The sequence below is a fragment of the Flavobacterium sp. HSC-32F16 genome, assembly GCF_024171645.1.
Taxonomy (GTDB): domain Bacteria; phylum Bacteroidota; class Bacteroidia; order Flavobacteriales; family Flavobacteriaceae; genus Flavobacterium.
Window position 1 is genome coordinate 1,366,125 of the sequence record NZ_JALKAC010000001.1, and the last position, 12,217, is coordinate 1,378,341.

The following is a 12,217-nucleotide window of genomic DNA, read 5'->3' on the forward strand; positions in this document are numbered from 1 at the left end:
AGATTTTCTAAAACCACCTTTTAATGTTTTAGAACTGATGTTTCTATGTGTTTGATATTTTTTTCATCTGACTCAATCCGTTAAAAATAGCATTTATTCAAATAAAAAACACCGATAAATATCATTTTTAGATGTGCTATCGGTGCTTTTCGAACTATTAAAATTTATTTTTATTCTACTTCAACAAATTCTTTTTCTAAAAGAACTGCTTTTGGAAATAAGATATTATTTTCTAAATGAATGTGTTTGTGCAAATCTTCTTCAAATTCCTTAAGCATTGCAAAAGTTACTTTGTATGTTGTACAACCATCTGCAGGAGGCGTATAATTATCTGTCAAAGCTGCAATTTCTCTAAATCGATCCCCTTCATTATCATGTTCGTGCATCATCATCGCAATTGGATTTGAAACTGAACCAAAAGAAGGCTGAGATAAAATTCCGTCAGATTCTTTGGTTTTGGTCATTCTTTTCACAAAAGGAAACAAAATCAATTCCTCTTTTTTCATGTGCTGCGATAATTCTCCAGCACATCCAATAAATAATTCGTTAATTTTGAATAATTCCGGGTGATTCGCTCCGTGAACTTTGCATAACTTATCTAAAAATGCAAGCAGGGTCTGCGTTTTTTCCTCTACATAACGGTGATGCGTTTTTTCAATATAATCTGCCAGTAAATCTAACGGCCACGAGTTAAAATCAATTGAACCGTTATTGTCAGACTGAATCACTTCGTGAATACTTTGCAATAAAGCATCAGCATTAATATCTTGTTTTTCACAGACTTCATTTATCGTTCTGTTTCCTTTACAGCAAAAATCAATTCTGTATTTAGAGAATACTGCGGCGGTCCTATAATCTTGCGCTACAAATGATCCTATTGTTTTGTTTTTTAAATTTTCCATGATACTAATTTTAATTTGTTATTATTTTTTGTTTTTTAATGTCAGGTCAAATACAAACCATGCCATTGTAATAAATCCGATTCCGAAAATAGAATCTCCTATCGCACGAAGCCATTTTAAGGTAATCATTGCTGGCTGCTGCATTAATTCTGATGAACGGGCATACCACATTCCGTGATCGATACTTTCAATTGCCTGCCATACTCCAATTGGAAGCAAGCTCAATATTGCCATTAAAAACAACCCGATATTCAGCGACCAGAAAGTAATTTTAAGCAGTTTATTATTCCAGTTTACATCTCTGTATAAACTTCTCAGAACAAACAATACCAATCCAATTCCTAACATTCCGTATACTCCAAATAAAGCCGTATGCCCATGCAATGGAGTTGTATTCAGCCCTTGTATATAATAAAGCGCAATTGGCGGGTTAATAATGAATCCGAAGATTCCGGCGCCTAGGAAATTCCAAAATGCTACAGAAATCATAAAATAAATCGGCCATTTGTAATCGGCAATCCATTGTGTTGATTTTGAAATCTTATAGTTTTGATAGGCTTCAAATCCTATTAAAGTTAAGGGCACAACTTCCAGCGCGCTGAAAGTAGCTCCAAGAGCCATAATAGCAGTTGGCGTTCCTGAGAAATATAAATGATGGAATGTTCCTAAAATTCCTCCCGACATGAAAATGATAGTCGCAAACAATACATTTAAAGTTGCCGTTTTGGTTTTCAGTAATCCTAAACGAACAAATAAGAAAGCCATAACAACGGTTGCAAAAACTTCAAAGAAACCTTCAACCCAAAGGTGAACTACCCACCATCTCCAGTACTCTGCAATGGCTAAGTTGGTTTGTCTTCCCCACATTAATCCTGCTCCATAAAACATTGCAATTGCCGTACAAGAAATCAGGAAAAGAATAATTAGGTTTTTCTCTTGTGTTTTTTTCTTTAAAATCGGGATTAAAGGACGAATCATTAAAGCAAGCCACAAAAACAATCCCACTAAAAGGAAAATCTGCCAAAAACGTCCTAAATCAACATATTCATAACCTTGATGACCAAACCAGAAGTTTTGAACCAAGTCTAATTTCTGCATTACACCAAACCATTGTCCTGCCATTGAACCTAAAACAATAATCAATAAAGCGATAAACAAGAAATTGATACCAAAACATTGAAATTTAGGATCTTTACCAGAAACTGCCGGAGCAATATATAATCCCGTTGCCAGCCAAGCCGTAGCAATCCAGAAAATCGCTAATTGTGTGTGCCATGTACGTGTAACAGCGTAAGGTAAAATTTTATCGATAGGAATTCCATACAATCCGTTTCCTTCTACTCCATAATGTGCTGTTATAATTCCAAAAGTCATTTGCAAAATCATCAATAAACTTACAACCCAGAAGTATTTCACAACCAATTTCATAGACGGCGTTTTACCCTGCTGGATAATTGGATCTTCTTTTGGAAGCGGAAATTCTTCTTCTTCACCTGATTTTGCATGATAGAAAACTAAAATTCCAATACTTAAAATCAACAAAATAATACTAACTCCTGACCAAGCCAAAAGTTCTTTGGTTGCTTTGTTTCCTACCAATTCATCTGATGGCCAGTTGTGCGTATACGAAATATCAGAATCTGGACGGTTGGTAACCGTTGCCCAGGTTGCCCAGAAGAAAAATGCATTCATTTTTTGCATTCTCGCATCATCTTTAATTGAGTTTTTTGGAATCGCATATTCTTCTCTCAGTTTATTAAACTTTGGATCATTTGTAAAAAGCCCTTTATAATATTCACTTAAATTTTCAATAGCCGCTAAACGGTTTTCAGATATCGTAAGAACTGCTGTATTGGCATCATATCGATTGGTTCTAAGGTCTTTTTGCAAACGAATTTTTAAAGCCGATTGTTTTTCGGCATCTAAATCGTCAAACTTTTTATTAAAATCTTCTTTGGCAAATTTATTCAGGATAAAAAGCGCTTCTCTGTGCAGCCAATCAGCGGTCCAGTCTGGGGCAACGTAAGCACCGTGTCCCCAGATAGATCCTACTTCCTGGCCTCCTATACTCTGCCAGATATTCTGCCCGTCTTTAATTTCGGTTTCAGTAAAAACCACTTTTCCTGAATCGGTTATAATTTCTTTAGGAACCGGCGGGGCCTGCTGATAAATTTCATAACCATAGTAACCTAGCACAGCAAATGATATGCTCATTACTAATGCAAAAACGAGCCATAATTTTTTTTCTTTTTTCATTTTGATCGAATTTAATAAAAGACATTTTTATCTTTTATTGATTTTAAAAAAAACTCCAAACCTATTTTAAGGATTCAGAGTTTTTTGACTATTTACTCAACAATTAATACACCTTTCATCATGGCCACGTGACCAGGGAAAGAGCAAATGAACTTGTAAGTTCCTTTTTTATCAATTGTAAATTCGATCGTATCTTCTTCACCGCCGCCCAATAATTTAGTATGGGCAATGATTGAAGCTTTTTCAGATTCCGGAATATAATCAGTTGCTTTTGCATCATTCGCTTTTAAAGCAAAAGCAGCTTCATCTGTTCCTTCCTGAAGAATAACTAAATTATGTCCCATCGCCTCTTTTGGAATTTTACCAACGTGCTTTAAAGTAAGTTTGATTGGTTTTCCAGCAACTGCTTTTAATTCATTTGTATTAAACTGCATTTGGTCATTTCCTTCAATAACTAATACATTTTCTTCAGTCGGTGCAGCTATTGGAGCTGATTCTCCTTCTGTAGAAGTTTCTGTTTGTTCTTCGACTGGTGCTGTTTCTTTTTTTCCGCAAGAAGTTACTGCTAAAAATCCCATAAGGATCAATGCCGAAATTTTGGTATTTGTATTCATTTTTGTGGTATTTATTTATGTTTAAATGTTATTCTGATGTATGGGTTGTTTTTAGAAAAAAATCACCCGATTTAATCCCTAAAGCAAGTTGCTCTAAAGTTGTTGTCGTAAGCATTTGCAGTAAAAGACCTCTTATTTTTTTAAATTCAAAATGTACTGGACATGGGTGTTCTTCTGAACATTCTTTTAAGCCTATACCGCATCCTTTGTAAATTTTATCGCCATCAATTGCATCGACAATCTGAATTAACTTTATCGTTTTTAATGCCTCATTCGAAACTTCAAAACCGCCTCCTACTCCTTTTGCAGAATGAATAATGCCATTTTTGGTTAAAATCTGCATGATCTTGGCAGTAAATGGTTCCGGTGAATCTATTTCTTTTGCAACATCTTTTATTCCCACTCTGATCCCTTTTGAAGATTTGGTGGCAATAAAAATAGAAGCTCTGATTCCGTATTCACACGCTTTTGAAAACATATACTATTTGATTAATTCTGTACAAATGTATTAAAGTATTATATAAAAGACAAATTTATCTTTAATTAATTTTATTGAAGAAAAGGCTTATTTATAATGAAACTAATTAGTGCCAAAAATGCTGCTAATTAGGCTTTGAGTTTCTATAAAAACCAATTTTAATTTTAACTTTGAGAGTATTTAATTTTCTAATATCTAAATATGCCTTTAAGCAACTCAAAAGATTTAAAATTGGCTGTCCTGATCGATGCCGATAATGTACCCTACAGTAATGTAAAAGGTATGATGGAGGAAATTGCAAAGTTTGGGACCCCCACCACAAAACGTATTTATGCAGACTGGACAAAGCCAAATGCAAATGGCTGGAAAGCCGTTTTACTGGAACATGCTATTACTCCTATACAACAATATAGTTATACGGTTGGAAAAAACTCATCTGATTCTGCGTTGATTATTGACGCTATGGATTTGTTGTATTCCGGAAAATTAGATGGTTTTTGTATTGTTTCCAGCGACAGCGATTTTACCCGATTAGCGGTTCGATTAAGAGAATCCGGCATGAAAGTAATTGGCATTGGTGAAAAGAAAACCCCAAGTTCTTTTATCGTGGCCTGTGACCGTTTTATTTATATTGAGGTTTTGGATGGTGCAATTCAGAAGAAAAAACCAAAAGTAAATACTGCCGACACCAAAAAACCTGTAGAAAAACCAGCTGAAAAAGCACTTCATAAAGTAGATAAACAAACTATTGAACTTATTGAAGCCACAATTGAAGATATTGAAGATGATGACGGATGGGCATTTCTTGGCGATGTGGGTAATCTGATTGTAAAGAAAAAACCAGAATTTGACCCAAGAAATTATGGTTATTCTAAGCTTACGCCAATGCTGAAATCATTGACGGATATTTTAGAAATCGACGAAAGAGAATCGGATAAAAAAGGAATTAAACACGTTTATGTCCGCTTACGATTCAACTAATTAATTTATTACCTTATTATTATTTTAAAAACATGAGAAAGAAATTCTTTATTTACGGATTCTTATTGTTTCTAATTGTTGCCGCAATTTATTATTACACAGGACGAGGTTATTTACTCGTATTTATTATCCCTATTTTATTGATTATTGGAGCTTATAATGCTTCTCAAAAAAAACATGCCATTTTAAGGAACTTTCCTGTTTTGGGTTATTTTAGATATTTATTTGAAATGATTGCGCCCGAAATTCAGCAGTATTTTATCGAAAGATCTACAGACGGAAAACCTTTTTCCAGAAATCAGCGTTCTTTAGTGTATCAAAGAGCTAAAAATATCGATTCAAGTACTCCTTTTGGAACGCAGCAAAATCTAAATACCGAAACCTACGAAGGAATAAAACATTCTATATTTCCGGCAAAAGTAAACGAAGAACTGCCAAGAGTATTAGTTGGCGGAAAAGATTGCAAACAGCCTTACTTAGCTTCTCTATTTAATGTTTCGGCAATGAGTTTTGGTTCATTGAGCGAAAATGCAGTTCGTGCCATAAATATTGGGGCTAAAAAAGGAAATTTCTATCAAAATACCGGTGAAGGAGGTTTAACCGATTATCATCTTGAAGGCGGAGGCGATATTACCTGGCAGATTGGAACGGGTTATTTTGGATGCCGTGATGCCGAAGGAAACTTCAGCCCGGAAAAATTCTCGGAAAAAGCCAATCTTCCAAATGTTAAAATGATTGAAATTAAGCTTTCTCAAGGTGCGAAACCCGGTCACGGAGGTGTACTTCCGGCTGCGAAAAACACGGTTCAGATCGCTAAAATCAGAGGTGTTGTACCACATACTATGATTCTTTCTCCACCAGGACATACTTCATTTTCTGATACAAAAGGATTAATTCGTTTTATAAAACAATTGCGTGAATTATCTAACGGAAAACCAATTGGTTTTAAATTATGTATAGGAAACACGGCTGAATTTGAATCTATCTGTCACGAAATGATTGCCGAAGATACTTATCCCGATTTTATTACAGTTGATGGTGCCGAAGGCGGAACGGGAGCTGCGCCATTAGAATTTGCTGACGGCGTTGGAATGCCTTTTGAACCAGCTTTAATTTTTGTAAACCAAACATTAATAGGATTAAATATTCGTGACAAAATACGCATTATAGGAAGCGGAAAAATTATCTCAGGATATTCGATTCTTCATGCGGCAGCCTTAGGTGCAGACATGTGTAACAGTGCGAGAGGTTTTATGTTCTCTTTAGGATGTATTCAGGCTTTGCGATGCCACAATAACGAATGTCCAACCGGAGTCGCTACTCAAAACAAAATGCTGATGAAAGGTTTGGTTGTAACCGATAAATCAGATCGTGTGTATCACTTTCATAAAAATACACTTCATGCTGCGAACGAACTTTTGGCTGCAGCCGGAAAAACATCTTTTGCCGATGTTGATATTAATATCTTTATGCGTGGTGACGAATTCACAAACTTATCAGAATTGTATTTTCCTGATAACTTAACAAACGTTACAAAACGAAATTAAAAACAGAAGCCTCTTTGAATTTACAAAGAGGCTTTATTTTTTATGTATGATTTTCTTAAAGTTTTGCAGTTTCTTTATTATCTGCAGCGGCTCCGTTTTCTAAAACAGCTAATTCTTCCTTATCAACTAATTGCTGTGCTAAAATTGCATTATTATAGGCCAGAAAATAAACATCAAATTTTACTCCTTCGTTGATTAGTTCTGTAGAAATTTGATTGTTTTGAATCATTTCTTTTAATAAATCTGGGAATGATTCTTTATAAGCTGCTTTATTAGAATCATTTTCTTCTAAATTAGTTTCAATTCTAATTTCGATTCTATTGTCATTCAAAAATGCTTTAGCCGCTGTACTTGTAACTCCGTGTCCTTTTATAGATGATGAATTGTTATAGGTACTTACATGTTCCTGAATTTTTTGTTTGGTATTTTTACAACTTACCAATAATAACATAACAGCAAAAGCAAATACGATTTGGGTAATTTTTTTCATAATTTTTTGGTTTATTAGTTAATTTTTAACTCAAACATAATGAAATTTAAATAAAAAAACAACATCAAATCGTAATTTAAAAAAATGTAATTATTTGACTACAAATCAATTACACAAAGACCAAAATAGAAAGGATTAAACTTAGATAAACAAAAAAAAGCCTCCTTAAAATATTTAAAGAGACTTTTAAATTTGAGTATTTTTTAACCGTTAAATTATTCTTTCAATAAATTAGGTAAAGATTCTTTGTTTATTATTTCTTTGACAAAAACAGTATTATCATCAGCTAAAAAATAAGCATCGAACTGCACACCTTCATTCACTAATTCTTCCGGGATTTGATTTTTGTCGAACATATCTTTTAACAATTTAGGAAATGATGTATTTGCCGCTGTTTTGTTCGCTTCATTTTGTTCCAATCCCGTTTCAAATCTCAATTCAATCTTATTATCATTAATGTAGCCTCTTGCAGTAGTGAGTGTTACATTTTGAGCCTTAAAACTTGAAGCTGTCGCATTATAGTTAACTACAAACTCCTGAAGCTTTTGTTTGGTGTTTTTACAGCCCGCAAATAGTAATACGATAATAATTGCAAACGAAATCTGGCTTAGTTTCTTTACCATAATTTTAATTATTTTATTTTTTGAAGTCTTAAAAGTGCTTCAAGATAATAATAATCTGCGTAATTTATAGAACAATCTATTTCACTTCCTGCAGGTTTATGTCCTGTTGAATGAAGTAAAAATGCTGAATTTACATCTCGGCTCTGGTAATAATCTGAAAGTGAGACGATCATTTTTTTAGATTTGGTTAAATATTCGTTTTTTAAAGTTTTATCTTTTGTGTAAGAACTCAATTCTAAAAGCGCTGAAGAAACAATTGCAGCTGCCGAAGCATCTCTTGGAGCATTAGGGATATCGGGCGCATTAAAATCCCAATACGGAACTAAATCTTCAGTGGTTAATCTATCTAAATAAACACGAGTTAATTTATGCGCAAAGTCTAAGAATTTTGGGTCTTTTGTTTCTCTGTAAGTCATTGTAAAACCGTAAATCGCCCAAGCCTGACCACGCGCCCACATACTATCGTCATTATATCCCTGTGCCGTTCTTCCTTTTATTTTCTTTCCGGTTTCAAAATCATAAATAATAACGTGATAAGAAGTATTATCTGGTCTAAAATGATTTGCCATTGTAGTTTCGGCATGTTTGACTGCGATATCATAGAGCTTTTTATTTCCTCCATTTTTTGAAGCCCAAAAAAGAAGTTCCAAATTCATCATATTATCAATAATCGTATTATGACCGCCCATTTTATTATGTGGCCAGGACTGGATCGTTCCCACTTTTGGATTAAAAAGTGTTGCCAAAGTATCAGCCGTTTTAAGGATAATTTCTTTGTATTCCGGATTTTTTGTTAATCGATATCCATTTCCGAAACTATTAAAAATCTGAAAACCCAAATCATGATCTCCCGCTTTACTAACAGATAAAGGCGTTAGGAAACGACTGAATTTATCAGCTTCTTTTTCCCATTTTTTATCCTTTGCTGCTTCATACAAATACCATAATTCACCAGGCCAGAATCCGCTTGTCCAGTCTTTATAAGTAACAAATTTCCAGTCTTTGCTTCCATTTGGAACTGTTCTTGGCGAAGTTCCGTCATTCGGAATTACTTTTAAGGTTTTTGATGCCTGTTCTGCGCAATAATTCAATTGTTTTTGAATATCAACCGAATTGTTTTTTTGGCTGTACGTTTGGTTTCCCAAGAGAAATAAAACAGTAATGAGCGTGAAAAATTTTGTATTCATGTGGTTATTTTTGATAGATAATTTGTTTAACTGATAAATTTATAAAATAAAGCAACACTATTTAAGGTTAGGATTTTTGGTTCCCTAGAAATGTACTATTGAACTCCATTTTTGTATGCATATCTCTTCGTTTGTCATTCCCAGGAGCGAGGAATGACAAACTGGTGAAATAAACAAATAATAAATTATAGCATTTAGCTTTGCGCTTTTGTTAGTGCGGCGGCTTCGTTTTCGCAATAACAAACTTGTCTACAAATAAAAGATTACCATAAATTTGCCCTGAATTAAACCCACCTAAACTTGAAATCCAGAATCTATTATTTCTCTCTTTTTCTATTCATCATTTTTATTGGAATCTTTTCGAGGAAATTAACATTCATTCCGTTATGGATTGGTGATTTTCTTTATGCGGTAATGATGTATATATTCGTGCGCGTTTTCTTTCCCGAAAAGAAAGGTTTATTTGTATTTCTACTTTCTCTTTTTATATGTTTTAGCATTGAATTTCTTCAGCTTTATCAAGGAGAATGGATGATTGAACTCAGAAAAACACTTTTTGGCAGATATGTTTTAGGTCAGGGATTTCTTTGGTCAGATATTCTGGCTTACACTTTTGGGATTATTGTCACTTTTTCTATTGAAAAAATAACTTTGAATTATATCAGTCGAAAGTCTGCGTGATTTTTTCAATATTTAAACTGTTCGCCATTGCCATAAATATTTGATAATAAGTTCCTTTATTATCATAAAGTTGATCATGAGTTCCTTTTTCGACACATCTTCCTTTTTCTAAAACAATAATGTTCGATGCGTCTATAATTTGAGAAATGCTATGCGATATTATAATTACAGTTCGGTCTTTTTTAATTGCATCGAGAGATTTTTTAATTTGCTCTGTTGCAATGGCATCTAAACTGGCAGTAGGTTCATCAAGAAAAATAATTGGCGGATTTTTCAGAAAAAGTCTTGCAATCGCAATTCGCTGCTGTTGTCCGCCCGAAAGTAAATGAGCATCAGAATCGTAACCTTTTGGTAATTGTATAACTTGTTCGTGAATATAAGCTTTTTTCGCTGCTTCTATAATTTCTAATTGAGAAGCTTCTGGATTTCCGTATAGAATATTTTCTGCAATGGTTCCTTTAAAAATATGATTCTTCTGCAAAACCAAACCAATATTTTTACGCAGGAAGTTAGTATCATAATCTACTAAATCAATTCCATCTAAAAATATATGCCCTGATGACGGCAGATAAAATTTATCCAGTAAGTTAATAACAGTACTTTTTCCGGCACCGCTTAATCCAACCAAAGCGGTAGTTTCATTAGGTTTTACTGTAAAATTGATATAGTAAAGAGCCTGCGTTCCGTTTGGATAAACAAAGTCTACATTTTTTACCTCTATTAAACCGGCAATTTTTTCCGGAATATAAGTCCCACTTGTTTCTATTTCCTTTTCTGATTCTAAAATATCAAAGAAGCCTTCAGAATAAATCAAAGCATCATTTACTTCGTCATAAATTCGATGCAATTGCCTGATTGGCGACGAAACATTATTAAACAACATAATATGAAACATAATTGCTCCAATTGTCATTACATTATTTAAAACAAAATAAGCAGTTAAAATTATAATAATCACTACCCCTATCTGCTCTACAAAACTTTTAATGCTTTCAAAAATAAAACTGGTTTTTCTGGTTTCCAGCTGATTTTCGGTCATTTCATACTGAATCTTTTCATGACGATCAGCTTCGGTCGATTCGCGGACAAAAGATTTAATCACCGTTATAGATTCAATTAAACTAATAATTCCGTTATTTTTAGTTTCGCGGTAATTACGCATTCTTCTTCTAAATCCGCTTAACTTAGCGGCTTGCAATTGACTGATATAAAAATAAATCGGAATAATACACAAACTCACCAATCCCACATAAACATTGGCATAAAACATAATTACTAAAGCCACAAAAGCGTTAGCAAACAAAGGCAGAATATCAATAAAAAAATTCTGAACCAATCGTGTTAAACTGCTTATTCCGAGATCGATTCTAGTTTGAAGTTTCCCGCTTTCATTTTCATCAGAAGTATAAAATTCCATTCGATAACTTAGAACCTTTTCTACAATTGTCTGCGAGATGTCGCGGGTAATAAAAATACGAAGTTTTTCTCCATAGAATTTCTGTCCAAACTGTACTACAGAATTAACCAGTTCTTTAGAGAGCAATACAATGCTAATAATACCCAGCAAATGAAATCCTTTTGATAAGGGTTCATGCGCCACCATTAAATTATTAATTGTATCGACTGTATATTTTAAAATCACAGCATTTACCTGCGCTGCAAATGAACCTAAAAATGTAAGCAGCAAAGTGGCAATTACCATTTTTTTATAAGGTTTTACGAATGGCAGTATTTTTTTATACAAAACAGATAATTGCATTTATTTTAATTTTAGGCAGTATATCAAATATAAGAATTCTAAATTTGTGTTGAATAAATAAACCTTGTCATTTAAACACCTCATTTTTATGAAACTTGTTTTCGCTTCCAATAATTTAAATAAAATCAAAGAAATTCAAAGTATCTTAAACGGATCTATCCAGTTATTAAGTTTAGAAGATATTGGCTGTTATGAAGATATTCCTGAAACTGCTGATACTATAGAAGGTAATGCGATTTTAAAAGCCAATTATGTAACCGAAAAATATGGTTATGATTGTTTTGCTGATGATACCGGATTGGAAGTAAAAGCTTTAAATGGAGAACCAGGAGTTTATTCTGCCCGATATGCGGGTGAACAAAAAAATGCCGATGATAATATGAACAAGCTTTTGGATGCTTTAAAAAACAAAGAAAACCGCAGTGCACAGTTCAAGACCGTTATTGCTTTAAATTTAGACGGGAAACAGCATCTTTTTACTGGTTTGGCAAAAGGAAATATCACTTTAAATAAAACCGGAAATAATGGTTTTGGATACGATCCGGTTTTTCAGCCTGAAGATTATAATGAAACTTTTGCCGAATTATCTGCCGAAATTAAAAATAAAATCAGTCATCGGGCTAAGGCAACTGAGCAACTTATTGATTTCCTGAACTCAAGAAAATAATTGTTTAAAATACAACATTTTAATAAGCAAAA

At 33.5% G+C, this 12,217-nt stretch carries 12 protein-coding genes; 4 read left to right on the forward strand and 8 right to left on the reverse strand.

Going from position 1 to position 12,217, the window contains the following annotated elements:
- Positions 1-170 precede the first annotated feature (170 nt).
- The 4 genes from ric to L1276_RS06025 all read right to left on the reverse strand — a co-directional run bounded on the left by ric (position 171) and on the right by L1276_RS06025 (position 4,250).
- Positions 171-902, reverse strand: a complete 732-nt coding sequence (gene ric, locus L1276_RS06010) for an iron-sulfur cluster repair di-iron protein (RefSeq protein WP_253786137.1) — start codon at positions 900-902, stop codon at positions 171-173.
- A gap of 21 nt (positions 903-923) precedes the next feature.
- The gene (locus tag L1276_RS06015) at positions 924-3,158 is read right to left on the reverse strand and encodes a nitric-oxide reductase large subunit (RefSeq protein ID WP_253786139.1); all 2,235 of its coding nucleotides are present in this window, start codon (positions 3,156-3,158) and stop codon (positions 924-926) included.
- A gap of 92 nt (positions 3,159-3,250) precedes the next feature.
- A complete protein-coding gene (azu, locus tag L1276_RS06020; RefSeq protein WP_253786141.1) occupies positions 3,251-3,772 on the reverse strand; it encodes an azurin in 522 nt (173 codons plus the stop codon).
- 28 nt (positions 3,773-3,800) lie between these two features.
- Positions 3,801-4,250, reverse strand: coding sequence for an Rrf2 family transcriptional regulator (locus tag L1276_RS06025; protein ID WP_253786143.1), 450 nt, complete (start codon positions 4,248-4,250; stop codon positions 3,801-3,803).
- A gap of 201 nt (positions 4,251-4,451) precedes the next feature.
- Here L1276_RS06025 and L1276_RS06030 point away from each other — a divergent pair, with 201 nt between their 5' ends.
- Both L1276_RS06030 and L1276_RS06035 read left to right on the forward strand, forming a co-directional pair.
- Complete coding sequence (locus L1276_RS06030; RefSeq protein ID WP_012024476.1) at positions 4,452-5,231, forward strand: NYN domain-containing protein; 780 nt, start codon at positions 4,452-4,454, stop codon at positions 5,229-5,231.
- Positions 5,232-5,263: 32 nt separating this feature from the next.
- Positions 5,264-6,778, forward strand: a complete 1,515-nt coding sequence (locus tag L1276_RS06035; protein WP_253786144.1) for an FMN-binding glutamate synthase family protein — start codon at positions 5,264-5,266, stop codon at positions 6,776-6,778.
- Positions 6,779-6,833: 55 nt separating this feature from the next.
- Here the strand turns inward: L1276_RS06035 and L1276_RS06040 are convergent, their stop codons facing one another.
- The 3 genes from L1276_RS06040 to L1276_RS06050 all read right to left on the reverse strand — a co-directional run bounded on the left by L1276_RS06040 (position 6,834) and on the right by L1276_RS06050 (position 9,078).
- Entirely contained in the window at positions 6,834-7,268 is a 435-nt protein-coding gene (locus tag L1276_RS06040; protein ID WP_253786146.1) for a hypothetical protein, read from the reverse strand.
- A 215-nt stretch (positions 7,269-7,483) separates the two neighbouring features.
- Positions 7,484-7,891 (reverse strand): hypothetical protein, encoded by a 408-nt coding sequence (locus L1276_RS06045; RefSeq protein WP_253786148.1) that lies wholly within the window; start codon positions 7,889-7,891, stop codon positions 7,484-7,486.
- An 8-nt stretch (positions 7,892-7,899) separates the two neighbouring features.
- Positions 7,900-9,078: a glycoside hydrolase family 88 protein gene (locus L1276_RS06050; RefSeq protein WP_253786150.1), complete on the reverse strand. Its 1,179-nt coding sequence runs from the start codon at positions 9,076-9,078 to the stop codon at positions 7,900-7,902.
- A gap of 300 nt (positions 9,079-9,378) precedes the next feature.
- Between L1276_RS06050 and L1276_RS06055 the strand changes: the two genes are divergently transcribed.
- Positions 9,379-9,759 carry a DUF2809 domain-containing protein gene (locus L1276_RS06055; RefSeq protein ID WP_253786151.1) on the forward strand — a complete coding sequence of 127 codons (381 nt, stop codon included), beginning with the start codon at positions 9,379-9,381 and terminating at the stop codon, positions 9,757-9,759.
- Here the strand turns inward: L1276_RS06055 and L1276_RS06060 are convergent.
- Complete coding sequence (locus L1276_RS06060; RefSeq protein ID WP_253786152.1) at positions 9,740-11,518, reverse strand: ABC transporter ATP-binding protein; 1,779 nt, start codon at positions 11,516-11,518, stop codon at positions 9,740-9,742. The genes L1276_RS06055 and L1276_RS06060 overlap by 20 nt on opposite strands.
- A gap of 88 nt (positions 11,519-11,606) precedes the next feature.
- Between L1276_RS06060 and L1276_RS06065 the strand changes: the two genes are divergently transcribed.
- Positions 11,607-12,185, forward strand: a complete 579-nt coding sequence (locus tag L1276_RS06065) for a non-canonical purine NTP diphosphatase (protein WP_253786153.1) — start codon at positions 11,607-11,609, stop codon at positions 12,183-12,185.
- The last annotated feature ends 32 nt before the right edge of the window (positions 12,186-12,217 follow it).